We start from the raw sequence: 22969 nt of genomic DNA, 5'->3' as shown, positions 1-22969 counted from the left end.
GTCATGACCTGTAAAGCCTATCGCGCCGCCATTTTGCACAGCATCGCCGACCCCGCCGAAGTCGGGATCGAGGCCTCCTATGAATATTTTGAAGACGGTTTGCTGGTGGTCGACAACGGCCAGATCAAGGCGGTTGGCCCGGCCAACGAGCTGCTGGGCACGCTGGCCGCCGACGTTGCAGTCACCGAGTACAAAGACGCACTGATCACCCCCGGCTTTATCGACACCCATATCCACTTCCCACAAACCGGGATGATCGGTGCCTACGGCGAGCAACTGCTCGACTGGCTCAACACCTACACCTTCCCATGCGAAAACCAGTTCGCCGACAAGGCTCATGCTGACGAAGTCGCTGACGTTTTCCTGAAAGAACTGCTGCGCAACGGCACCACCACGGCCCTGGTATTCGGCAGCGTGCACCCGCAGTCAGTCGACGCCCTATTTGAGGCCGCGCAACGACTGGACCTGCGCCTGATCGCCGGCAAGGTGATGATGGATCGCAATGCGCCGGACTATCTGACAGACACCGCAGAAACGGGCTACAGCGAAAGCAAGGCTCTGATCGAACGCTGGCACGGCAAAGGCCGTCTGCACTACGCAGTAACCCCGCGTTTCGCGCCGACCAGCACCCCGGAGCAATTGACCCTGGCGGGCAAGTTGCTGGGCGAATACCCGGATGTGTATCTGCACACCCATATCAGCGAGAACCTTCAGGAAATCGAGTGGGTCAAGTCGCTGTTCCCGGAGCGTAAAGGCTATCTGGATGTGTACGATCACTACCAACTGCTGGGCGAACGTTCGGTATTTGCCCACGGTGTGCATCTGTGTGATGAGGAGTGTGCGCGACTGGCCGAAACGGGCTCAGCGGTGGCGTTCTGCCCGACGTCCAACCTGTTTTTGGGCAGTGGCCTGTTCAACCTGCCGATGGCCGAGAAACACAAACTGAATGTCGGCCTGGGCACGGATGTGGGTGCAGGCACCAGCTTCTCACTGCTCAACACCCTGAACGAAGCCTACAAGGTCATGCAGTTGCAGGGTGCACGCCTGAACCCGTTCAAGTCGCTGTATCTGGCCACACTGGGCGGCGCGCGGGCACTGCGTCTGGAAGACAGGATCGGCAATCTGCAACCGGGCAGTGATGCTGACTTCCTGGTACTGGATTACAACGCCACACCACTAATGAGCTATCGCCTCAAACAGTCAAAAAACATTGCCGAAACGCTGTTTGTGCTGATGACCCTGGGCGATGACCGCACCGTGCAACAGACCTATGCGGCGGGCAATCTGGTGCATCAGCGCTGAGGCAGCGGGCATTACATAAAAACCTGTGTGGCTTGCCTGCGATGGCATCACTGCCGTTTGCCTGCCAGACCGCGTCGCCTGCATCGCGAGCAAGCCCGCTCCCACAGTGAACCCTGCAAGGCTCGGATTTTGTAAGCACTGCAAAACCTGTGGGAGCTGGCTTGCCTGCGATGGCATCACTGCCGTTTGCCTGCCAGACCGCGCCGCCTGCATCGCGAGCAAGCCCGCTCCCACAGTGAACCCTGCAAGGCTCGAATTTTGTGAGCACTGCAAAACCTGTGGGAGCTGGCTTGCCTGCGATGGCATCACTGCCGTTTGCCTGCCCGACCGCGTCGCCTGCATCGCGAGCAAGCCCGCTCCCACATTACATGCGGTGTTTAGAGCTTGGCCGCAGGCCGGGGGCTTTTGCCCTTGGTTTGCAGCAAGTGCGAGAACACCGCATGCAAGTCATCCGAAGCGCTTTCTTCATCGAGGTTGAGCTTGCTGTCGATATGATCCATGTGATGCATCATCAAGTGCACTGCCTGGGCGGCATCACGCGCTTCAATAGCATCAATCAACTGCATGTGTTCATCATAAGAACAGTGTGAACGGTTGCCACTCTCGTACTGGGCAATAATCAGCGAAGTTTGCGACACCAGGCTGCGCTGGAAGCTGATCAGCGGCGCATTCTTGGCCGCTTCGGCCAGCTTGAGGTGGAACTCGCCTGACAGACGAATACCAGCACCCCGATCACCCCGCGAAAAACTGTCGCGCTCGTCCTGTACCATCTTGCGCAATTGCGCCAGATCGTCAGCCGTGGCATGCACCACCGCCAATTCAGTGATGGCCTTTTCAACCAACCTGCGGGCCAAAAACACCTGGCGCGCTTCTTCTACGCTCGGACTCGCCACCACCGCACCGCGATTGGGTCGCAACAGCACAACCCCCTCATGGGCCAGACGCGACAAGGCACGACGAATAATGGTGCGGCTCACGCCGAAAATTTCGCCCAGAGCCTCTTCACTCAACTTTGTACCAGGCGCCAAGCGTTGTTCAAGGATCGCCTCGAAAATATGCGCGTAGACGATATCGTCCTGGGTTCCACTGCGGCCGGCCTTGCCTGCGCGGGATGGTTTCTTGAGAGGCTGCAACTGTTCGTTCATGGGCACTCGTGTGGGAAGCGGCGGTGAATAAGGCGTTACGTTAGTACGTAAACGGGTGTCACCGACCAGGAATTAATGCAAAAAACAGGGCGCATTGTACACAAAGCAGAGTGCCAGTACGACTGTACGGTCGTTTACGAACCCGGCTGTATCGCAACTGAATGCAACCTTTACGTTTAGGCTAGTGGCCTGCTCCAACTCATATAGCACACAAGGAAGACCGTTCAATGAACGACGCCACGCAGCCGCGCTTGCATCCACTGGCAGACACCTCACCTTCGGCGGTGGTCGCAGGCTTTATCGCCATGATGACCGGCTATACCAGCTCCCTTGTCCTGATGTTTCAGGCTGGCCAGGCGGCAGGCCTTACCAGCGGGCAGATTTCATCGTGGATCTGGGCACTGTCAATCGGCATGGCTGTTTGCAGCATAGGTCTGTCTTTACGTTATCGCACACCAATTACCATCGCCTGGTCTACACCGGGGGCAGCGCTGCTGATCACCAGCCTGGGCGGTGTCAGTTACGGCGAGGCCATCGGCGCCTATATCACCTGCGCGGTGCTAGTGATTATCTGCGGCATGACCGGCAGCTTTGAGCGCCTGGTCAAACGCATCCCCTCATCCCTGGCCGCCGCGCTGCTGGCAGGCATCCTGTTCAAGATCGGCAGCGAAATCTTCGTCGCCGCGCAACACCGCACCGGCCTGGTCATCGGCATGTTTTTCACCTACCTGATAGTCAAACGCCTGTCACCGCGCTATGCCGTGCTGGCAGCCTTGCTGATTGGCACGCTGCTTTCGGGCATGCTCGGGCTCCTGGACTTCAGCGGCTTTGCTCTTGAGGTGGCCGTCCCGGTGTGGACCACACCATCATTCTCGCTGGCGGCAACCATCAGCATCGGCATCCCCCTGTTTGTAGTGGCCATGACCTCGCAAAACATGCCGGGCATGGCCGTACTGCGGGCAGATGGCTATAACGTCCCGGCCTCGCCGCTGATCACCACCACAGGGGTGGCCTCATTGCTGCTCGCTCCTTTCGGCTCCCACGGCATCAACCTGGCGGCGATCAGTGCTGCCATCTGTACCGGCCCCCATGCCCACGAAGACCCGAAAAAACGCTACACCGCAGCCATGTGGTGCGGGATTTTCTATGGCATTGCCGGTATTTTTGGCGCCACCCTGGCCGCGCTGTTCGCCTCACTGCCAAAGGAACTGGTGCTGTCCATTGCGGCGCTGGCACTGTTCGGCTCGATCATGAACGGCCTGAGCATTGCCATGAGCGAATCCAGGGAGCGTGAAGCTGCTCTGGTCACCTTTATGGTCACCGCATCAGGCATGACCCTGTTCTCGATCGGCTCGGCCTTCTGGGGCATCGTGGCGGGGGTGTTAACCCTGATGATCCTGAATTGGAAATCCCGTTAACTAAACCCTTTAAACCTATGTGGGAGCGGGCTTGCTCGCGATGGCATCAACTCGATCCAGCTGCAAAAACCGAGTCAGCTGTATCACGAACAAGCCCGTAGCCTTAAATCGCCAATGCCCCGCCATCAACCGCCAAGGCATGGCCAGTAGTAAACGCCGCGCCGTCGGAGCACAGATACAGCACGGCGCTGGCCACTTCCTCAACTTTGCCGATACGCCCCACAGGGTGCATCGCCGCGGCAAACTCGGCCTTGCGCGGATCAGCCTCATAAGCCCGGTGGAACATATCGGTATCAATCACCGCCGGGCACACAGCGTTGACCCGGATATGCTTTTTCGCATACTCAATGGCCGCAGACTTGGTCAGCCCGATAACCGCATGTTTGGACGCGCAATAGATACTCATCTTCGGCGCAGCGCCCAGCCCCGCCACCGACGCCGTATTGACGATCGCCCCGCCGCCCTGGGCCAGCATCAAGGGTAACTGGTACTTCATGCACAGCCACACACCTTTGACGTTCACCCCCATGATCGCGTCAAACTCATCCATCGTGCCATCCGCCAGGCGACCCTGTTCGATCTCGATTCCCGCATTGTTGAAGGCATAGTCCAGACGACCGTAGGTGCTGATTACCTGCTCCATCAGTTGCTTGACCTGTGCCTCAACCGTGACATCACAGCCTGCGAACACAGCGTTGCCACCCATGGCATTGATCTGCTCGACAGTTGCCTCACCACCTGCCCTGTCAAGATCTGCCACCACCACTTTCAAGCCCTCAGCGGCAAACGCCAGCGCCGTAGCCCGGCCGATACCCGCCCCACCCCCGGTAACCAGCGCCACTTGCCCGGCAAATGTGATACCCATTGTTCTGCCCCTCACAAGAGTAAATCTGCGCCCCGAACAGCTCGGGCGCAACGAGCCGCTTATTTATCCGAGTGATAAAAGCCTGCCTATGAAGATCACTGGTGCTGATAAAAACCTATTCGCAAACGCGCATTCCCTTGCCCTGCAGCGTGAGAAGGTCTATCAACAGTCATTAATCTCTACAGAGTTATAGCAATGACTGACCAGACAAACCGCCAATTCCTGCTCGCCAAACGTCCAGTCGGCGCAGCGACCCGTGACACCTTCACTTTCCAGCAAGTCCCGGTGGTGCAACCCGAAGACGGCCAGATCCTGGTCAAGAACGAGTACCTGTCCCTCGACCCGGCCATGCGTGGCTGGATGAACGAAGGCAAGTCCTATATCCCGCCGGTGGCACTTGGCGATGTGATGCGCGCTCTGGGTGTCGGCAAGGTCATTGCCTCCGCACACCCGGGATTTGCTGTGGGTGATTACGTAAACGGTGCCCTGGGCGTGCAGGATTATTTCGTGGGTGAGCCGCGCGGTTTCTACAAGGTGGACCCGAAACTGGTTCCTCTACCGGTGTATCTGTCCGCCCTGGGCATGACCGGCATGACTGCCTACTTCGCGTTGCTGGACGTCGGCGCACCGAAAGCAGGAGACACCGTGGTGATCTCCGGGGCAGCGGGTGCTGTTGGCAGCATTGCCGGGCAAATCGCCAAGTTGAAGGGCTGTCGCGTAGTCGGCATTGCCGGCGGCAAGGAGAAATGTGCAAGGCTGGTCGACGAGTTCGGTTTTGACGGCGCGATTGACTACAAGAGCGAAGACGTACTCGCAGGCCTCAAGCGTGAATGCCCTAAAGGCGTTGACGTGTTTTTCGACAACGTGGGCGGGGATATTCTCGATGCGGTATTGAGCCGCCTTAACTTCAAGGCACGGGTCATCATCTGCGGCGCAATCAGCCAGTACAACAACAAGGAAGCGGTAAAAGGCCCGGCCAACTACTTGTCACTGCTGGTCAATCGCGCGCGCATGGAAGGCTTTGTGGTGATGGACTACGCCGATCGCTATGCAGCGGCCGGGCAGGAAATGGCGGGATGGCTGCTCAAGGGCCAGCTAAAAAGCCAAGAGCATATTGTCGAAGGGCTGGAAACGTTTCCGGAAACCCTGATGAAACTGTTTAGCGGGGAAAACAACGGCAAGCTGGTGTTGAAGGTCTGACACACAGACTGGCTGTGGGAGCTGGCTGACCAGCTCCCACACCGTGCTTTAAGCCAGCTCGGCGACCACAGCCGCCAGCGCCTTGGCCGGGTCTGCTGCCTGGCTGATCGGGCGACCGATCACCAGATAGTCAGAACCGGCATCCAGCGCCTGACGCGGCGTCAGAATACGGCGCTGATCATCCTGGGCGCTGCCAGCAGGACGAATCCCCGGAGTCACCAGTTGCAGACCCGGGTGCGCAGCCTTCAGCGCTTGCGCCTCCAGGGCAGAACACACCAGGCCGTCCATGCCGGCCTTCTCGGCCAGGGCGGCCAGACGCAGCACCTGCTCCTGAGGCTCGATATCCAGGCCAATACCGGCCAGGTCTTCACGTTCCATGCTGGTCAGTACAGTCACGCCAATCAGCAAGGGCTGCGGGCCAGCACGCTTATCGAGTACTTCACGGCAAGCGGCCATCATGCGCAAACCGCCCGAACAGTGAACGTTGACCATCCACACGCCCATTTCAGCAGCGGCCTTGACCGCCATTGCAGTGGTGTTGGGGATATCGTGGAACTTCAGGTCCAGGAACACTTCAAAACCCTTGTCACGCAGGGTGCCGACAATTTCCGAAGCACAGCTGGTGAACAGCTCTTTACCCACTTTGACGCGGCACAGCTTGGGGTCCAACTGATCAGCCAGTTTCAATGCGGCGTCACGCGTTGGGAAATCCAGGGCGACGATAATAGGAGTCTGGCAGTCGGACATTAGCGGGTTCTCAGGCTGGTCGAAATCGGCGCGCATTGTAGCGGAACCAGGCGCTCACCGGCACCCGATGATCGTAAATTCACGTTTTTAGTCATTCCCAAGGTTATACCGCACATGAAGGAATAACCGGCCTACACTTGAAGCAGTGAATACTTACTCACTTAACAGGATAAACAACAGCCCACTGCGCAGGTCTTGCCCGGTGATGCTGTCAATTAGGAGAACACTCTATGCCTTGGTATGCCTGGTTAATTCTCGTCGTCGCCATTGGTGTCATCGTAGGCGGCCTGATGACTTTGCGAGACACCGCCAACAAAGTTGAACTGACCGATGAACAACGCAAACGCGTCGCCGAACGCAATGCCGAAATGGACGCCAAAGAATCAAAGGACAGGTAATCAGATAAGCGGTCAGGGTCTGCAACCCAAGATATGAGCATCGCTGGGCAAAAACCTACATACAGTTGCATCAATACCCACTGCATCTGCTTGAAAGTCGAAGCTATGATGGTCCATTGCATAAAGAGACACCTGCCATGCGCTACTCACAAGATCACAAAGCTCAAACCCACCAGCGCATCGTAAAAGAAGCGTCCGGGCTCTTTCGACGAGACGGTATTGGTGCGACGGGCCTGCAGCCCCTGATGAAATCCCTGGGTCTCACTCACGGTGGTTTCTATGCCCACTTTTCATCCAAAAACGACCTGGTCGAAAAGGCATTGCAACACGCGGCAGGCGAAGTGGATCGCATCTGCGACGACCTGTTCAGCCAACCGCAGCCGCTACACGCATTTATCGATGCGTACTTGTCCGAATGGCACCTGACGTCCCCTCATGAGGGCTGCCCGCTGCCGACCATGTCCGCAGAAATGGCACAACAGGGCCAAGCCAGTGCAACCACGGACTATGTCATCGATGCCAGGCTTAAACAGATCCAGGCCACCCTGCAAGGGCCAGACACAGAAGACCAGAGCATTGTGATTTTCGCCACCCTGGTAGGAGCATTGGTACTCGCCCGCGGCGCAGAAAGTGATGCACTGAAACAGAAGATTTTCGAAGCCACACGCACAGCATTGAAGCAATCTGCACCACATTTCTGAACGTTCAAAACAAAAAAAGCCAGTCAATGACTGGCTTTTTCTGTTGATTTTACTGGCTTAATTGATAGCAATCTTGTCGCGATTTCTCTCAAAAATGACTTTGCCTATCCCTTTGACCTCCAGCAGCTCTTCGGCTGAAGTAAAGTCACCATTGGCTTCACGATAAGCCACGATCGCCTTGGCTTTAACTGCACCTACACCAGAGAGTTCACGCTGGAGGGTGGCCTCATCAGCGGTATTGATATTAATGGTGGCTACTTTTGCATCTGACACCACTGGCGCGGCAACAACCGTCTCAACCGCACCGGCTGCAGGTGCAGCATGAGCCACACCGGAAACACCCACCATAAAAGCAAACAAGATCGAAGAGAGAAAAGCAGTACGCATATTTGACACTCCATTACATCGTTAAGTTGAAAACAGCTTTCCTGAGCTGTAATTCAAACTTAGGCGATGGTTAGCGAGTGTCAAAAATCAGAGCATTGCAGAGTATGTAATCAAGATGGCTCAGCACGACGCTGCTGATGAATCCAGTCGACGATTTCACCTTCAGGCGCATAACCACTGACCGTCTCGCGCAACAACTGGCGAACCCGCATATAGTCATCCTGATCAACGGCTTCAAGCAGTTGCGTCAACCGTTGCTTGAGTTCATCCCAAGGCAACAGGTCCTCATTCGCACACATAATCATAGGGTGCCGGGTGGCTACCACGTTGTCGCCAATCAGTAACTCTTCGTAAAGTTTTTCGCCGGGGCGCAAACCCGTGAATTGAATTTCGATATCACCATGCAGATTTTTATCGGAACGGACGCTCAAACCGGAGAGATGAATCATTTTCTCCGCCAGCTCCACAATGCGCACTGGCTCGCCCATGTCCAGCACAAAGACATCCCCACCCCGCCCCATTGACCCGGCCTGAATCACTAACTGTGCAGCCTCAGGGATGGTCATGAAGTAACGGGTAATCTTGGGGTGAGTCACAGTCAGGGGACCACCGCTCTTGATCTGCTTGTGGAACAGTGGAATCACCGACCCGGAAGAGCCCAATACATTGCCAAAACGGACCATGGTGAAGCGGGTTTTATTAACCCGTGAGACATTGGCTGAATCGCCAAACAGCACAGGCGCAGATTCGCCGCTGAGCGCTTGCAGCGTCATCTCAGCCAGGCGCTTGGTACTGCCCATCACATTGGTGGGCCGTACGGCCTTGTCGGTGGAAATAAGGACGAAGTTGGCGACACCCGACTGCAGGGCTGCCTGTGCGGTGTTCAGCGTGCCGATAACGTTGTTCAGCACACCTTCGGCAATATTGTGTTCAACCATTGGCACATGTTTGTAGGCCGCAGCGTGATACACGGTATCCACATGCCAGGTCTTCATCACATCCAGCAGTTTGTGCGGATTACGTACAGAGCCCAGGATCGGCAGTACCTTGACCGATAGCGACTCGCGATTAACTCGCTGCTCCAGCTCACCGAAAATACTGTAAAGATTGAACTCACTGTGCTCAAACAGTAACAAGGTAGTGGGCTCAAGCGCCAAAATCTGGCGACACAGTTCCGAACCGATGGACCCTCCCGCACCTGTGACCAGAACACACTGGCCTTTAATGCAGTGCGACAGCAACTCGCCTTGTGCAGGCACCGGGTCACGGCCCAGTAAGTCGGCGATATCAACTTCCTGGATATCGTCCACCTTGACTCGACCACTGGCCAGATCCATAAACCCGGGAACACTGCGAACGTGCAGAGGAAAGCCTTCGAGCAAACCCAGGATTTCGCGACGACGAGCGCGGGACGAAGAAGGAATTGCCAGCAGCACTTCGTGCGCACCCGTACGATCGATCATCTGTTGAATACGTTCAGGTTTAAAGACCTGCAAACCGGAGATAATGCGGTCACTAATGCCTTCATCATCATCGATAAATGCCACCGGCCGCATGACCCGCCCCATGCGCAAGGCCGCAACCAACTGGTTGCCTGCGGCTCCAGCACCGTAAACGGCAACACGGGTCAGGCCATCGTCACGACTGGCAAACGGCACATGCTGGGCAGCAGAAAACCAGTCACCCAGAAAGTACTGACGCATTGCCAACCGTAAACCGCCGAGCATTACCAGACTCAGCCACCAGTAGTTGAAAATGATCGACCGCGGTACAACATTCGCTGGAGTGCTATACCAGTACATGACCACGGCCAAAACCAGCGAAGACAGACTGACGGCCTTGATAATTGCAATAATCGCATCGTTGCCGAAGTAGCGCATTACGGCGCGATACATCCCAAAACGGATGAAAAATGGGATGGCCACTATTGGGGCAGCTACAAATAGCCAAAAGTGTAACCTGACGAAACCGATCATATCGTCAATACCCAGACGCACCACGAACGCCAGCCAGAGCGCAGCCCAGACCAGCACCACATCGGTCGCAACCTGAATCAGCCTTTTCTGCCGCCGAGAAAGTTGAAGTAACCATTGGCGAAGCATTTAAATATCCTTTTCAAATAAAGCGAGCAACACGTTCCGGATTCAAACGTTTCATATCTAATAACATGAAAAGCGCATTCATCTCCATCGCAACTGAATCCATGGAGATAGAAAGCACTGATCAACTCTCACGCTGGCCGGCCTTGAAGCGCAAGGCCAGGAGAATAAGCGGCACGTAGGCTATCAACAAGCCGGCTGCACCATCGAGCTCACCTAACGCGACCAGAACAGCGATCGGTAACAACCAAACCAGATTTATACCAGTAACTGACCAGCTAACAGTTGAATGACTGCGATATTGTCGCGATGCAAACTGATAGGCATGGCTGCGATGAGCCTCGTAGACCTTGTCACCCTTGAACAATCGGACTATCAAGGTGCAGGTTGCATCGACGATGAACACACCGAGCAAAATCAGCCAGCCCCAAAGCAAAGCTGGATTAACCCAAGCTACTTGCAAAGACAAAAATCCCAGAGTGATGCCCAGGAAACCACTGCCTGCGTCCCCCATGAAGATTCGGGCTGGCGGGAAGTTCCAGTACAAGAAACCTGCAACAGCCAGGGCCAGGGCAACGGGCCCCCACACAAAGCTGGTGTACCCACAAAGCGCGTACAGAAGCGCTCCGCCAAGGCAAACGAAAATTGCCTCCATACTGGCAAGGCCGTCGATGCCGTCCATAAAGTTGTAAAGATTCAACAACCAGACCAGATAGAGACTGCCCAACAAATAACCCACCCAGCCAAAATCGATGGGCATGCCAAAGAATTGAATTGCCGGCAATCCACCGAGCAGGTACATACCGATGACTGCGGCAGTGAAATGCCCCAATAACCGCCAGCGCGCCGGTATATGACCATGGTCATCGAGAAAACCGATTACTGCCACCAGCGCACCAGGTATCGCAATTGCCAAGGTAATATTCCACTCAACAAACCCCATGAAAGCGAGTAGGAGCGCGCCACATAGATACGAGAAGACAATGGCCACGCCCCCTCCCCTCGGGGTAGGAAGCACATGAGAACTTCGGGCATTGGGTATATCAATCAAGCTATTGGATAGTGCATACCGTCGTAATCCGGCAGTGCCTACCAGAGATCCCAGAAAAACCAATGGCAAAAACCACAACAAATTCAACATTAGTCACGCCCCAGAAATTCATTGGCAGTTCTCTTCAAAGCATCGTCTATCGCAACTGGCGGCAACCAACCTAAAACTGTCTGGTTCTTTCGAATATCAACCTGTAATGAACCGCATAACCTTTGTGACAATGAGCGCCGCCCTGCAACAATGGCGCAGATAGTCAATAAACGAGCGGGGACGGGAATCAGCCGACTTTTAACGCCTAGCGCAGCAGCTGTCTTCTTTAGCAACTCTGTGGTCGATAAATCGACACCATCGCTGGCCAGAAAAACTTGATCCGCCGCTCTCGGGTGACTCAAACAAACCGTAATCAAACTGACAAGGTTATCGATAGAGACCAAACTGCGCTTGTTATGAATGGCACCAAAAGGCAAGGGGACACCTTTTTTGAGCCACCCCATCATGCTTCGAAAGTTGGCCTTCACGCCGGGGCCATACACCAAGGTAGGCCGTATGATGACAACTTCCATCCCTGTTTCAGCAGAAACACATCGCAGTGCGTCTTCCGCTTCTTGCTTGGAAAGCCCGTAGGGGTCAGAGGGTGCAGGTAAATCGTCCGCGGAAAAAGGCCGACCTCCGTCAGTACACTCACCATTTACTTTGACAGAGCTGATAAATACAAAGCGCCTGACCCCCGCTTCGGCAGCTTGCCGAGCAAGCCGGATGGTACCCGCTACATTGACTTTCCTGAACTCAGCCAACGCATCCGAAGCTGTTTCGTTCATTACATGAACGCGAGCAGCAGCATGGATGACCAGGGCACACCCTTTTAAAGCACCGCTCCAGTCAGTCGTAGAGGATAAATCCGCAATATAAACAGTCGGTGCATTATGCATGGCGGCCCGTATCTTGGAGCGCATCACTGCAATGGGCAGGTAACGTAAGTCATCAGACAGGGACTTCACCAATGCCCCGCCTACAAAGCCCGTTGCTCCAGTAATCAGAACACGCTGAGGCACAGAGTTTGCTTCAATAGTCAATTAAAAAACCTCTTGTACTCTTCGATCAGCAACTCTGAATAGGCTTTCGACCCAAAATCGCGAATGGCACGATCTCGCGCAGCAACACCCATTGCGGAAAGTCGCTCGGGGTCGTCTAACACAGCAAGGATACTTGCCTTGAGTGATGCAGTGTCTCTCACAGGCACCAAGACACCTGTTTCACCATTCACAATTGCATCAGACAAACCATAAATATCGGTACCAATCGCAGGTGTTCCCATCGCAGCAGCCTCAATGACTACAGTACCGAACCCTTCGCGATAACTGGGCAGACAAAGCACATCTGCAAGGGCCATGTACTTTTCCGGTTCGCTTGAGAAACCAACCGTTTTAATTTTGCTGAGAACGCCGGGGCCGACCTGGTTGACAACAGACTCACCATCAGATTCAAAGGGACCAACCAGAACCAGAAACACTTCATCATTAGTTTTTACAATGTCACTGAATGCTGAAATCAGTTCACAGATACCCTTATCAGGTGTAATTCGACCCACAAACAAAAGTATTTTTGCGGTGCTGGGAATGTTCAAATCATGCCGCAATGCCTGTAGCTCACTGGCACTGTATCGGCGCGGATTGAAGCGCTCAAGATCAATACCTGCCAAGGAACCTGCACCGATGACTGATATTTTTTCAGCCTTGATTATCCCACTAGAAATCAAAAAATCTCTCTGACTCGCACTGTCCGCATAGCAATGTGTATTCAGCCGGGCAATCACTCTGTCGCAGAACATCAAGATAGAGCGCTTGATCCCTGTTGTTGTTACCCAGGTTTGGCCAGTAAAGGTGTGCAGTCTGACAGGCGTACCTGCGATAAAGCCGGCTATTGCACTGAGCAGCCCGGCCTTGGGCGTTGTAGAGTGAACAATATCAAATTTAAGCTTGTTGAAAGCTAAGCTCAATGCCACCAGGCTGAAGAAATCTCTTACCGGACTGATTGCTCGCTCAATATTAATCGGCAAAAAGGTGAAGATCGTTTCCGACGCCAATTTTTCGCTCATTTCATCATCACTGGTAATAACAGTCACTGACATACCAGACGAACTCAGCGCATTGATTTGTGCTTTCAACTGAGTCAACACAAAAAAAGGAACCGTCGAAATCCGAGCAACTTTCAACTTGTCGATCTGCAACCTGCATCTCCCTATATCAATTCAGCAACACTATATCCACATCAGCATCGGCCGCTAGGGTGTTACTTGCACGGACTGCTTATTCCTGTCAGAAGCATAAAAGCAGAGCACAAAGGCGAATATTGATATCACTTGCAAACCTTTAAAATTTACAATAATAAAAAGACAAGCAAGCGCAACAGCAAATGCCTTTGTATCGTAACTACCCGTACAAGTGCGCGCCCCTAAGACACTCACTAGGCCTGACACATTGAGCAGCACAAAAAGAAGTACCGAGCCCACGCCAGAGTAAAACAACACCCTCAAGTAACCGACATCAGTGCCCATATAAAATTTCAGTCCCGACGAATCAGAATCAAAATACTTGCCCACACCCAGCATATAGGTTTCAAGGTTATCAGGCAGCACATACATGTTCGCCAATGCGCTAACGCTATCACTGCGTAACTCCCCCTGATTCAGAAAATTCCTGAAAATTTCTGTTGCCTCATACAAAGGGCCCTGACTGACAATAAGAGAAAGCATAGTCATCATCAGAACCGCGGCACACAGACAGAGCTTGGCGATAATCCCGCGCCTCAGCATGCTAAAAATTACATATGCCACAATTGCACTTCGTGCTACAGCCATAGATATAGGCAGCATGACCACAAGCAACAGCGTTTTAGGCAGTGACGGTTTAGCGATGAGAAGATAGTAATACGTTGCGATCACAAGCGTCAGAGCACCATCGACATGGTACAGCCCAAAACCTAACGCTCTTAGCCCAAATATATGTTGAAAGACACTCGCTGAACGCGGCGATATAAAACCCAGAAGAAACTGATAAAATTCGTGACTCATCATTGAGACACATACAACTAACACCTGAATCAGCAACCATATAAGAAGCGCCGCATTATTCTCTTTTACTGTTGTGTAAATCACATAACCGAAAAAGACATTTAACCACAACTTGGAAGATACGATCAAATGAAAACTTATATCCATTGTCGTACCATCCCCCATCAGGAATGCCGCTACGCCTACAAGCAACCAACAAACAAACAACATTGAAAACATCAATAAAAAGTAGCAGTTTTTCGCTTGAAACCGAAGAAAACCCACAAAATAGAAAGGCACAAGCAGTAACGCCATAGGAAGTTCTGTCGCATAGATGCGTGGAAATCCTATAACAACAAGCAACACTAAAGCAGCCCATATTACTGTGCAATAATTTCTAGACCTATCGGAGGTCGCAGAATATACCTCAGCGCCATTTCCGTTCAATCTGATTACCTTATGCTTTCCTTAGGACCTACCTTCATTCTGACCTTAAAGGTCTCAATAAAAATCGACGGTCTAAAGTATTTAATATTTTTAAGAAAAAAGCCAACACCACTCATTGGAAACATGCGCACAGACTTGCACATTGCCAAGGCTGTAACTAAAAAATTGGCATACAAATCCAATCGCAAATTTTTGTGACTGCCGAAATATTCGTAAAGGTCAGCAAAATATAGATTATAGGCTTTAATTTTGCCATTTCTACTTGAGAGATACGATGAACTTGTCACATTGCATCTGTACTTGATATAGGCTCTATTTATAAAAGCCCCTTTACCACCATTGATCAGAGAGTCCATCGCGAAAAACCATTCCATAAACTCCCGATCAATAACTGCCGTACGAGAAGAACGTCGGTAGGCGTACGAACCATGAACTGCAATGGTTCCCCACCGTGCAAGTTCTGAGACACTAAAAAAAAACAACTCGCCTGCAGAATGATCGGGGAACTGTGTTTCTGAACAATATTGCCCGTCATCCGAAAAATAAATTGCCTTATGCATCACTATATTGACATCAGGATGCTCCATAAAAACATCAAATTGTTCCTGCAACTTACCAGGCAACATGACATCATCACCGTCAAAGTGAAAAACAAAGTCACCCCTGGCCATACCATGAAGGCCATGATAGTTAGCTGCAGCGCCGACATTCTTTTCTCGAAGCAAAAGATTAATTCTGGAATCATCGATAAGCCGATAATTCAACAGCACTTCTTGCGTTCCATCAGTCGAACAATCATCCGACACAATTAACTCATAAGGAAAACTCACATCTTGAGACAAGATACTGTCCAAACATGCTTCAATATAGCCCCTTTGGTTATAGCACGAGACAACCACACTCACTAACTGCACTTTTTACTCCCCGCATAAAATCTTAAATACACACAAAAACCTATCATGGACGCAACGAAATACACAACATTCATTATTATATTTGCGAACAGCACCCCCTTCAAAGACATTCCCTGACTTAAGAATAGGCAACTCAACCCCATAAACAGCAACCCCTGTGCAATCTCAGAACACAAATATATTTTCAGCGAGGATTTTGCAATAACAACAAACCCAACAACATAAGAAGAAACCCTGAAAAAATCGCTCACAAGCTGATATTGTATCAAGTCTTCTAGCGCCACAAAGCGAGGGGACAATAACAGAGGAATAAATGTTGCGCGAAAGACATAAAGGCATAAAGCCCCAGCCAAAAAAACCGCCATAACAAGCATCACAAATCGAATCACCGCAACCGATATTTCTTTTTTATCCTCCAGCCTAACTACCAACGGCATAAAATAGACAGCCAGAAATACTGTAAAAAATCCCATGTAAGCACTGGATAATTTAATAGACCCCTGCCAAAGCCCTGCTGCATCGAGCCCTGCGCTGTCTATCAACTGCGCCCTGACAACAATCTCAACCAAAGGAACACTGACAGCCCCAACACACGCCATTAGAGTATATACAGAAAGTCGGTTTGCATTATACCGTAGCGAACTGAGTATAAGCACTCTGTTAAAAAATGCGGATCGGCGGTAAAAATAATAAGCGGGCAACGAATAGGACAAATAAAATAATACAACTGATAAGGCGGCACCTACAAAATAGAAATTTGACACCAGCAGCCAGGCTATCGGAAGCACTAATAAATTCCCGATTATCTGTATACGTGCATACGTCCTGGTATCCATCAAACCATTAGAAACTCCCGTCACCAGATTTGTAAACCCAAATCCCATTTGAGCAAGAGACAACACAACAATCAACCAGTACCTGGACGAGTCTCCAAGGATATAAAGCGCTATCTTTTCCGATGAAAGACAACCTACAATCGCAATAACAAAACTGAAGACAAACGAATACACTTTAGCCGAGGACACAAACACAAGTAATGATTTCTTATCATCCTTAAACGCAGCAACATATTTTATAATACCATTTACAATTCCTCCCCCTGCCACCAAAGAAAGAATTGTAACCATACTCATGAAATTTCCGATCTGTCCCATTCCTTCAGGACCTAAATACACTGCAATCAATTTTAAAAGTAAAAAACCACCACCTATCTTCGATAACTGCGCAGCGGTTGTAAGTACCGCACCATGCAATATATTACGTCCAGAAACGCTAGCCACACGCTCAATCCTTTTTGCGAGGGGTTTCACTTATAGCTGCACGAACACAGTCTATAACACGCTGAACCTCATCTCTCGACATGCCAAACCAAATTGGAAGCCTAATCAATCGCTCACTGTCTGTCGTCGTAAATACATCTGCACCATTAAAGCGACCTAGATTTTTACCCGCTGGAGATGAATGCAAAGGAATATAGTGGAATACGGCGCCTACTTCAGCTGCACGAAGATAATCGAGCACCGTCGTTCGTACCTTTATATCGATCAACTTCAAGTAAAACATATGGACGTTACCGACACAACACTCCGGAACAAACGGAAGATCAATGAAACCCGGAGCAAGATCCTTGAGCGCTTCGTAATAGGCATTCCAAATTTCATTTCTCGCTACGTTAATATCATCTACTTTTTGAAGCTGTCCATATAAATAGGCCGCTTGAAGCTCACTCGGCAAATAGCTGCTGCCAATGTCGACCCACGTATACTTATCAATCATGCCGCGGAAAAATTGACTTCTATTAGTACCTTTTTCTCTGATAATTTCTGCCCGACTGACAAATTGCGGATCATTTATAATTAACAGCCCACCCTCGCCCCCACTTGTGTAGTTTTTGGTTTCATGGAAGCTATAGGCCGCCAGATGCCCTATAGAACCCAATGGCCGTCCTTTATAATACGACAACATACCTTGAGCGGCATCTTCGATGACGAAGATGTTTCTACGCTGCGCAATATCCATTATCGTGTCCATTTCGCAGGAAATACCTGCATAGTGAACCACCACAATAGCGACGGTCTTATCCGTTATTGCAGCCTCAATAAGCGCCTCATTTACGTTCATTGTATCGGGACGTATGTCGACAAAAACAATTTTCGCCCCTCTCAACACAAACGCATTAGCGGTGCTTACAAATGTAAAGCTGGGCATTATTACTTCATCACCCTCCTTCACATCTAAAAGAATCGCCGCCATCTCCAAAGCCTGCGTACACGAGGGTGTCAGCAATGCTTTCGCACATGAAAGCCTGCTCTCGAACCATGCCTGACACTTTAGTGTATACTCGCCATCGCCCGACATTTTATGGCTGCGCATAGCTGCCATGACGTATTGGTCTTCATTACCGGTATAAGGTGGTTTATTAAATGGAATGATCATTTTAGCTCACTTAAAAATTCTGCTTCCAATACCAGAAGATCTTTTTTCCTATCTTTAATACGCTTTGCAGGGACCCCTACATATATTCCCCACGGGTCTGTACTCGCCATAACCAGTGTCATGGCGCCAACCGAACAACCTTCTGAAACTGTCACGCCAGGAAAAATAACGGAGTTGGCGCCCACAATTACATGGCGTTCAAGACTGACAGCGGAAAATTTTTCTTTTTTGAATTTCTTGGGAACTAAAGAATTAGCTAATGTTTCGCCTGAATAATCATCTGATTGCGAAAACACCTTAACACCATAAGCAAGTGTACAAAAATCCCCAAAAACAATACCTGGCTGACCTCCTGCCACTAAACACATAGGGGTAATATGGTTGAACTTACCAAATACTACCTTCCCTGAAACAACACAAAAATCATCGATCCTAGAATAATCACCTATTTCAATTTTTGCAGCATCATATATGCTAGCCTTGTCACTAATTTTTACGCCTTTGCCAAGCTTTTTAAAACCCATACCCTGAAGCTCAGCATCTGTTAAATACGACATTATGACTCCACTAAAATAATAACATCCACTTTCGCAGGTTCCATCATCTTATATTCGCCATTCAGCCCCTAGAGAGCTTCGCCTATAGACTCAACACTGCTGACCACGAGCAACTTACACTGAGTTAAGCTTTGCAATTTACTGCATGCGTCACCGCAAGCTAGTCATCACTTAAACCATCTGAAAATCCTGGTGCAGTAAGATCTTTATCACTGATTAAGTACCCATCAATATGTGGCCACTCAACCCCAATTACCGGATCATTCCAAAGCAAACTACGCTCTGAATCCTTATTATAGTAACTCGTAGTTTTATAACTGAACAAGGTCATGTCTTCCAGCGCAAGGAAACCATGCGCAAAACCCGCTGGAATCCACAGCATTTTCTTATTGGCAGCGCTTAACTCGGTTCCGAACCACTTGCCAAATGTAGGCGAACCGGCACGAATATCGACCGCGACATCAAAAGCCGCGCCTTGAGCCACACTGACAAGCTTACCTTGTGCGAATGGATCCAGTTGATAGTGCAACCCGCGGAGTACTCCTTTTTTAGAGCACGAGTGGTTGTCTTGTACAAACAAGTCAGGAACGGGCTGCCCCAGGCTCAGCAAACCCTCTTCAAAGCGTCGCTGATTGAAGCTTTCCATAAACCAGCCGCGCTCATCTTTATGAACGTCTGGCTCAATAATTACGACATCTGGAAGCTCTGCAGAGGTAAATTTCATGGCCCGACTCGCTCAGACGACAATAATTTGGCCAAGTATTGCCCATACCCTGTCTTCTTGAGTTTTTCAGCTTGTACCGCCAAGATCTTGGTGGTGATCCAGCCATTATTGAAGGCAATTTCTTCCAGACAGGCCACTTTCAAACCTTGGCGTTGCTCAATGGTATGTACAAAGTGACTGGCTTCCAGCAACGACTCATGGGTGCCGGTGTCAAGCCAGGCAAAGCCGCGGCCGAGAATTTCAACAGTCAGACTTTTCTGCGCCAGGTAAGCACTGTTTACATCTGTAATTTCAAGCTCGCCTCGAGAGGATGGCTTGATTTTTTTTGCTATTTGCACAACCTCATTGTCGTAGAAGTACAGACCTGTGACTGCATAGTTGGATTTGGGCTTTACCGGTTTTTCTTCAATACTCAGCGCACGCCCAGTACCGTCGAATTCAACAACACCAAAACGCTCAGGGTCCGAAACGTGATAGCCGAATACCGTAGCACCCGTTGTTTGTGCCATGGCGGAGCGAAGATTGCCGGAAAAATTCTGACCGTAGAAAATATTGTCACCCAGGATCAGGCAGACTGGGTCCTGGCCAATAAACTCCTCGCCGATGATGAAGGCTTGCGCCAACCCATCAGGGCTAGGCTGTTCGGCGTAGCTTAGTTCAATGCCGTACTGGCTACCGTCGCCCAAAAGCTTCTTGAAGCACGGCAAGTCTTCTGGGGTGGAAATAATCAAGATTTCGCGCATGCCCGCCAGCATCAACACTGACAACGGGTAAAAGATCATGGGCTTGTCGTAGATCGGCAACATCTGCTTGGACACACCCAATGTCAGCGGATGCAAGCGCGTGCCCGAACCGCCGGCGAGGATAATGCCTTTACGTTTTACGGTGGTCATGTTTCAAGCACTTCCTTAACTATTCGGCGTAGCACCCGCCGTACAGGCAGGCGCTTACTAAACTCTTTTTTTGATAAAACACGCTACCGCCCCAGGATTCATCGTCAATTCCCTGAGAACGCGCTTTATGTTGATTGACTCGACAGCGTCAGCACTCTGATTAGCGGTTGGCAATACTCGCCAACGGTAAACTGATCTGTTGCTGGCGGTTCATTAAATTGATAAGCAAGATCACCCGTTCTTCGCCGTCCATCGCCATGAAAATGGACTCAATACCTGCAAAGCCTTGATCGAGGATGGTGACTTTGTCACCGGGGTTAAAAGTGGTGATGATGTGAGTCTCTGCACGACTCTGAAGCTGGAAAACCAGTTCGCTGCTGACGGCAAGGGGACGCCCGCCAAAGGCGACAATCCGCGCTACGCCACGTGTGGAGCGCAATGGAGCCCAATTGGCGCCTTGTGGCATATGGATAAACAGATAACCCGGGAACAAGGACTCTTGTACGTATTGCCGCTGACCGCGCAGCAGCCGCTCTCGGCGGCATGCCGGGCGTGAGCATTCATAGCCCTGGCGCTGGAGGTTTTCCTCGGCGCGCTCGTCTTGTCTAGGCTTGCACTGCACCAGATACCAATCACCAGTTCTGGATTCAGCGGCTTCCTGAGTAACGGTGTTACTTGTTATGCGCATGAGAAATTCATAAATAGGTTCTTCCGTGTTTTACCATTGTGCAGTGCATGTGCCAATGGCAAGCAGTTGTTTCTTGCCTGGCCGTGATATTTAAACGCACAACAGCATCCGTTCATAGGGGCCAGTACATCGCCAGCTTCATTATGTGATTGATGCAAGTCCAACCGCTTTTTTTGATACTTGCTTGCCATTATTTCGCCATACACCAAAGATAAAAGGTCATATCGGGACGGTCTACTCCAATTGAACCTGCATCTGCAGACAATTGAGGGCACGAACCCGAGGTACCATCAACAGAGCCGCAGTGCGTGGCGTGGTGCGCGGGCGGTACAACACCATGAAGAGCCATGCCCCTAAAGAAGGGCGGGAAACCACGCTCCCCATGGAGGGATCAGTGACAATCCTTTTCCAAGGCCTTTGCGCTGCCGACCAAGCCAGTCAATACTCCGTCGGCACTGGATCATGTGTTTGCGCTCGACGCAGCAGCACAAAGTGCCTCAGCAGAGCAATGAGTAAGCCTGCCAGACCACCGAGCAGTACACCCAACGCCACAATCAAAGTCTTCCTGGGCTTGACTTGGTCCAGAGGCTCCACGGCCTCACGATCAACAGAGACCAGCTTCAAATTACTGAAATCGAGATTACCAACACCACCCAAGCGTACTATTTCAGCACGCAAAGGCTCGACCCCACTCAAAAACAGGTCTTCATTCTGACGCTGCTCAAGCACTTCAACTTCACGGTTACTTTGCAGCAACTGTAATTCACGGGCAATTTGAGCAATGCGCTTTTCGCCAAAATCATCAGTTTTGCGCTGCTGCAAGGCTGCACGCTCGGCCTCAAGCGCTTCGACCCCGAGAAAGTACAAGGGGGTCTGCTGATTATTGATCTCGGTGCGCATGATATGAGCGTTACCAGCGCGCGCTGCATCCCCCAAAGCTGAAGGTGTTGTAGGCTTTTGAATACCTAAAGACCTGGCAATACCAATAGCCTCACTCAGTTGCGCCATGCGATCCAAACGCTCAGCCTTGAGTTGCTGGCGGAGTGCCTTGAGCTCGTCCTGCAATTGCGCGCGTTTGAGGTTATCAGCCTCGAGCAGCGTGGCTATACGCGCTTGTTTTTCGGTTTCAGAGTTGGAGCGTACTGCGTTGATCTTCCCTTTCAGCTCGGTCAGGCGGTTACTGATAATGGCCTTGAGATCTGCAGCAATTTTCTCACGCTCAGCCGTAATGGCGTAATCAACAAAGCCATTGAGTATGCGTACACCATCAACGCCCTTGGGATAGTTCAGCTCTAACCCAATGGAATCATTCAATGTAGCCGCTTTCTTGGGATCCGGAAGAATCAGCTTCAGAGAACTGCGATTGAAGTCCTCAAAGCTCTGCTCCAGGGTACGACCCGGGCGCTTGAATTGAGTGAACAGTTCCTGGTTGGCCCTGAAAAAACTCAGTCGCGTCTCATAAGACTCCAGCGACAAGCCCACTTTCAATAAAGCTTCACTGGGTGGCAGGGTATACACACCAGAGCGGTTCAGGGCATCCAGTTCATTGATTGCGGCGGGACGCAGCACGCTGCTCACCTGATACTCAGGTGTAGCGAAGTAGGCATAGCCCATTGCAGTCAGGCCGCACAGTACACTCACAGCCAGAATGATTCTTTTTTGCTGCCAAATAGCCTGAAACAAGGCAAATAAATCCGCCTCATTAGACACTGGCCCAATGGGAATAGATGAATTGCTACTCACAACCAAGGCCTGCCTTCAAGAAGAAACTGCGGGCTCGTTATGCAGCGATTTTTATATACATAATCGTGGCTTGATCATCAGGCTCAGCGTCACTGCACACCTGATGAAGCATAAAAATAGCTGTCAATCGAGAACAGCCCGCATTTTGCCAGCATTACACAACAATACAAGCCATGGCCTCGTAGGAATTATCTCAATTAAATCC

General features: G+C 51.1%; 22 protein-coding genes. 5 read left to right on the top strand and 17 right to left on the bottom strand.

Going from position 1 to position 22969, the window contains the following annotated elements; translation table 11 throughout:
• Nucleotides 1–3: 3 nt before the first annotated feature.
• Nucleotides 4–1302, top strand: coding sequence for a guanine deaminase (guaD, locus tag ACZRMH_RS03260; RefSeq protein WP_464012127.1), 1299 nt, complete (start codon nucleotides 4–6; stop codon nucleotides 1300–1302).
• 377 nt (nucleotides 1303–1679) lie between these two features.
• Here the strand turns inward: guaD and ACZRMH_RS03255 are convergent, their stop codons facing one another.
• The gene (locus ACZRMH_RS03255) at nucleotides 1680–2447 is read right to left on the bottom strand and encodes a GntR family transcriptional regulator (RefSeq protein WP_464012126.1); all 768 of its coding nucleotides are present in this window, start codon (nucleotides 2445–2447) and stop codon (nucleotides 1680–1682) included.
• 227 nt (nucleotides 2448–2674) lie between these two features.
• On the opposite strand from ACZRMH_RS03255, the gene ACZRMH_RS03250 reads away from it, so the two are divergent.
• Nucleotides 2675–3865 carry a benzoate/H(+) symporter BenE family transporter gene (locus ACZRMH_RS03250; RefSeq protein ID WP_464012125.1) on the top strand — a complete coding sequence of 397 codons (1191 nt, stop codon included), beginning with the start codon at nucleotides 2675–2677 and terminating at the stop codon, nucleotides 3863–3865.
• 103 nt (nucleotides 3866–3968) lie between these two features.
• Here the strand turns inward: ACZRMH_RS03250 and ACZRMH_RS03245 are convergent, their stop codons facing one another.
• Entirely contained in the window at nucleotides 3969–4730 is a 762-nt protein-coding gene (locus ACZRMH_RS03245) for an SDR family oxidoreductase (protein WP_464012124.1), read from the bottom strand.
• A gap of 195 nt (nucleotides 4731–4925) precedes the next feature.
• On the opposite strand from ACZRMH_RS03245, the gene ACZRMH_RS03240 reads away from it, so the two are divergent.
• Nucleotides 4926–5930, top strand: a complete 1005-nt coding sequence (locus tag ACZRMH_RS03240; protein ID WP_464012123.1) for an NADP-dependent oxidoreductase — start codon at nucleotides 4926–4928, stop codon at nucleotides 5928–5930.
• Nucleotides 5931–5978: 48 nt separating this feature from the next.
• On the opposite strand, the gene pyrF is transcribed toward ACZRMH_RS03240, so the two are convergent.
• Entirely contained in the window at nucleotides 5979–6677 is a 699-nt protein-coding gene (gene pyrF / locus ACZRMH_RS03235; RefSeq protein WP_464012192.1) for an orotidine-5'-phosphate decarboxylase, read from the bottom strand.
• Between the two features lie 230 nt (nucleotides 6678–6907).
• On the opposite strand from pyrF, the gene ACZRMH_RS03230 reads away from it, so the two are divergent.
• Complete coding sequence (locus ACZRMH_RS03230; RefSeq protein ID WP_464012122.1) at nucleotides 6908–7075, top strand: DUF2897 family protein; 168 nt, start codon at nucleotides 6908–6910, stop codon at nucleotides 7073–7075.
• 137 nt (nucleotides 7076–7212) lie between these two features.
• Nucleotides 7213–7776 (top strand): TetR/AcrR family transcriptional regulator, encoded by a 564-nt coding sequence (locus ACZRMH_RS03225; RefSeq protein WP_464012121.1) that lies wholly within the window; start codon nucleotides 7213–7215, stop codon nucleotides 7774–7776.
• 57 nt (nucleotides 7777–7833) lie between these two features.
• Here the strand turns inward: ACZRMH_RS03225 and ACZRMH_RS03220 are convergent, their stop codons facing one another.
• The 14 genes from ACZRMH_RS03220 to ACZRMH_RS03155 all read right to left on the bottom strand — a co-directional run bounded on the left by ACZRMH_RS03220 (nucleotide 7834) and on the right by ACZRMH_RS03155 (nucleotide 22764).
• The gene (locus ACZRMH_RS03220) at nucleotides 7834–8163 is read right to left on the bottom strand and encodes a ComEA family DNA-binding protein (RefSeq protein WP_464012120.1); all 330 of its coding nucleotides are present in this window, start codon (nucleotides 8161–8163) and stop codon (nucleotides 7834–7836) included.
• Nucleotides 8164–8273: 110 nt separating this feature from the next.
• On the bottom strand, nucleotides 8274–10265 hold the full coding sequence (locus tag ACZRMH_RS03215; RefSeq protein WP_464012119.1) for a polysaccharide biosynthesis protein: 1992 nt from the start codon (nucleotides 10263–10265) through the stop codon (nucleotides 8274–8276).
• 121 nt (nucleotides 10266–10386) lie between these two features.
• A complete protein-coding gene (locus tag ACZRMH_RS03210; RefSeq protein ID WP_464012118.1) occupies nucleotides 10387–11403 on the bottom strand; it encodes an MraY family glycosyltransferase in 1017 nt (338 codons plus the stop codon).
• Nucleotides 11403–12386, bottom strand: a complete 984-nt coding sequence (locus ACZRMH_RS03205; RefSeq protein ID WP_464012117.1) for a UDP-glucose 4-epimerase family protein — start codon at nucleotides 12384–12386, stop codon at nucleotides 11403–11405. Before ACZRMH_RS03205 ends, ACZRMH_RS03210 begins: the two co-directional genes overlap by 1 nt.
• On the bottom strand, nucleotides 12383–13540 hold the full coding sequence (locus ACZRMH_RS03200; RefSeq protein WP_464012116.1) for a glycosyltransferase family 4 protein: 1158 nt from the start codon (nucleotides 13538–13540) through the stop codon (nucleotides 12383–12385). Before ACZRMH_RS03200 ends, ACZRMH_RS03205 begins: the two co-directional genes overlap by 4 nt.
• Nucleotides 13541–13594: 54 nt before the next feature.
• Nucleotides 13595–14677, bottom strand: a complete 1083-nt coding sequence (locus ACZRMH_RS03195) for a hypothetical protein (RefSeq protein ID WP_464012115.1) — start codon at nucleotides 14675–14677, stop codon at nucleotides 13595–13597.
• Between the two features lie 137 nt (nucleotides 14678–14814).
• The gene (locus ACZRMH_RS03190; protein WP_464012191.1) at nucleotides 14815–15708 is read right to left on the bottom strand and encodes a glycosyltransferase; all 894 of its coding nucleotides are present in this window, start codon (nucleotides 15706–15708) and stop codon (nucleotides 14815–14817) included.
• 5 nt (nucleotides 15709–15713) lie between these two features.
• Nucleotides 15714–17003: an O-antigen translocase gene (locus tag ACZRMH_RS03185; protein WP_464012114.1), complete on the bottom strand. Its 1290-nt coding sequence runs from the start codon at nucleotides 17001–17003 to the stop codon at nucleotides 15714–15716.
• Between the two features lie 4 nt (nucleotides 17004–17007).
• A complete protein-coding gene (gene rffA, locus ACZRMH_RS03180; protein WP_464012113.1) occupies nucleotides 17008–18159 on the bottom strand; it encodes a dTDP-4-amino-4,6-dideoxygalactose transaminase in 1152 nt (383 codons plus the stop codon).
• A complete protein-coding gene (locus ACZRMH_RS03175) occupies nucleotides 18156–18716 on the bottom strand; it encodes an acyltransferase (RefSeq protein ID WP_464012112.1) in 561 nt (186 codons plus the stop codon). Before ACZRMH_RS03175 ends, rffA begins: the two co-directional genes overlap by 4 nt.
• A 160-nt stretch (nucleotides 18717–18876) precedes the next feature.
• Nucleotides 18877–19440 carry a dTDP-4-dehydrorhamnose 3,5-epimerase gene (rfbC, locus tag ACZRMH_RS03170; protein WP_464012111.1) on the bottom strand — a complete coding sequence of 188 codons (564 nt, stop codon included), beginning with the start codon at nucleotides 19438–19440 and terminating at the stop codon, nucleotides 18877–18879.
• Nucleotides 19437–20333, bottom strand: a complete 897-nt coding sequence (gene rfbA, locus ACZRMH_RS03165; RefSeq protein WP_464012110.1) for a glucose-1-phosphate thymidylyltransferase RfbA — start codon at nucleotides 20331–20333, stop codon at nucleotides 19437–19439. The genes rfbC and rfbA overlap by 4 nt, the downstream gene beginning before the upstream one ends.
• A 160-nt stretch (nucleotides 20334–20493) precedes the next feature.
• The gene (gene rfaH / locus ACZRMH_RS03160) at nucleotides 20494–21021 is read right to left on the bottom strand and encodes a transcription/translation regulatory transformer protein RfaH (RefSeq protein WP_464012109.1); all 528 of its coding nucleotides are present in this window, start codon (nucleotides 21019–21021) and stop codon (nucleotides 20494–20496) included.
• 438 nt (nucleotides 21022–21459) lie between these two features.
• Complete coding sequence (locus tag ACZRMH_RS03155) at nucleotides 21460–22764, bottom strand: Wzz/FepE/Etk N-terminal domain-containing protein (RefSeq protein WP_464012108.1); 1305 nt, start codon at nucleotides 22762–22764, stop codon at nucleotides 21460–21462.
• Nucleotides 22765–22969 lie beyond the last annotated feature (205 nt).

It is taken from the genome of Pseudomonas sp. B414 (assembly GCF_055408445.1).
The sequence above is the reverse complement of the archived record's forward strand: the minus strand, read 5'-3'. Positions and strand labels throughout refer to the sequence as shown.

What these genes read in the sequence shown, in the direction of transcription:
- ACZRMH_RS03245 (WP_464012124.1), bottom strand. Translation starts at nt 4,730, where the DNA reads ATGGGTATCACATTTGCCGGGCAAGTGGCGCTGGTTACCGGGGGTGGG.
- ACZRMH_RS03175 (WP_464012112.1), bottom strand. Translation starts at nt 18,716, where the DNA reads ATGTCGTATTTAACAGATGCTGAGCTTCAGGGTATGGGTTTTAAAAAG.
- rfbA (WP_464012110.1), bottom strand. Translation starts at nt 20,333, where the DNA reads ATGACCACCGTAAAACGTAAAGGCATTATCCTCGCCGGCGGTTCGGGC.
- ACZRMH_RS03210 (WP_464012118.1), bottom strand. Translation starts at nt 11,403, where the DNA reads ATGTTGAATTTGTTGTGGTTTTTGCCATTGGTTTTTCTGGGATCTCTG.
- guaD (WP_464012127.1), top strand. Translation starts at nt 4, where the DNA reads ATGACCTGTAAAGCCTATCGCGCCGCCATTTTGCACAGCATCGCCGAC.
- ACZRMH_RS03220 (WP_464012120.1), bottom strand. Translation starts at nt 8,163, where the DNA reads ATGCGTACTGCTTTTCTCTCTTCGATCTTGTTTGCTTTTATGGTGGGT.
- rffA (WP_464012113.1), bottom strand. Translation starts at nt 18,159, where the DNA reads ATGATCATTCCATTTAATAAACCACCTTATACCGGTAATGAAGACCAA.
- ACZRMH_RS03255 (WP_464012126.1), bottom strand. Translation starts at nt 2,447, where the DNA reads ATGAACGAACAGTTGCAGCCTCTCAAGAAACCATCCCGCGCAGGCAAG.
- ACZRMH_RS03250 (WP_464012125.1), top strand. Translation starts at nt 2,675, where the DNA reads ATGAACGACGCCACGCAGCCGCGCTTGCATCCACTGGCAGACACCTCA.
- rfbC (WP_464012111.1), bottom strand. Translation starts at nt 19,440, where the DNA reads ATGAAATTTACCTCTGCAGAGCTTCCAGATGTCGTAATTATTGAGCCA.
- ACZRMH_RS03240 (WP_464012123.1), top strand. Translation starts at nt 4,926, where the DNA reads ATGACTGACCAGACAAACCGCCAATTCCTGCTCGCCAAACGTCCAGTC.
- ACZRMH_RS03230 (WP_464012122.1), top strand. Translation starts at nt 6,908, where the DNA reads ATGCCTTGGTATGCCTGGTTAATTCTCGTCGTCGCCATTGGTGTCATC.
- ACZRMH_RS03195 (WP_464012115.1), bottom strand. Translation starts at nt 14,677, where the DNA reads ATGGCGTTACTGCTTGTGCCTTTCTATTTTGTGGGTTTTCTTCGGTTT.
- ACZRMH_RS03215 (WP_464012119.1), bottom strand. Translation starts at nt 10,265, where the DNA reads ATGCTTCGCCAATGGTTACTTCAACTTTCTCGGCGGCAGAAAAGGCTG.
- ACZRMH_RS03225 (WP_464012121.1), top strand. Translation starts at nt 7,213, where the DNA reads ATGCGCTACTCACAAGATCACAAAGCTCAAACCCACCAGCGCATCGTA.
- pyrF (WP_464012192.1), bottom strand. Translation starts at nt 6,677, where the DNA reads ATGTCCGACTGCCAGACTCCTATTATCGTCGCCCTGGATTTCCCAACG.
- rfaH (WP_464012109.1), bottom strand. Translation starts at nt 21,021, where the DNA reads ATGCGCATAACAAGTAACACCGTTACTCAGGAAGCCGCTGAATCCAGA.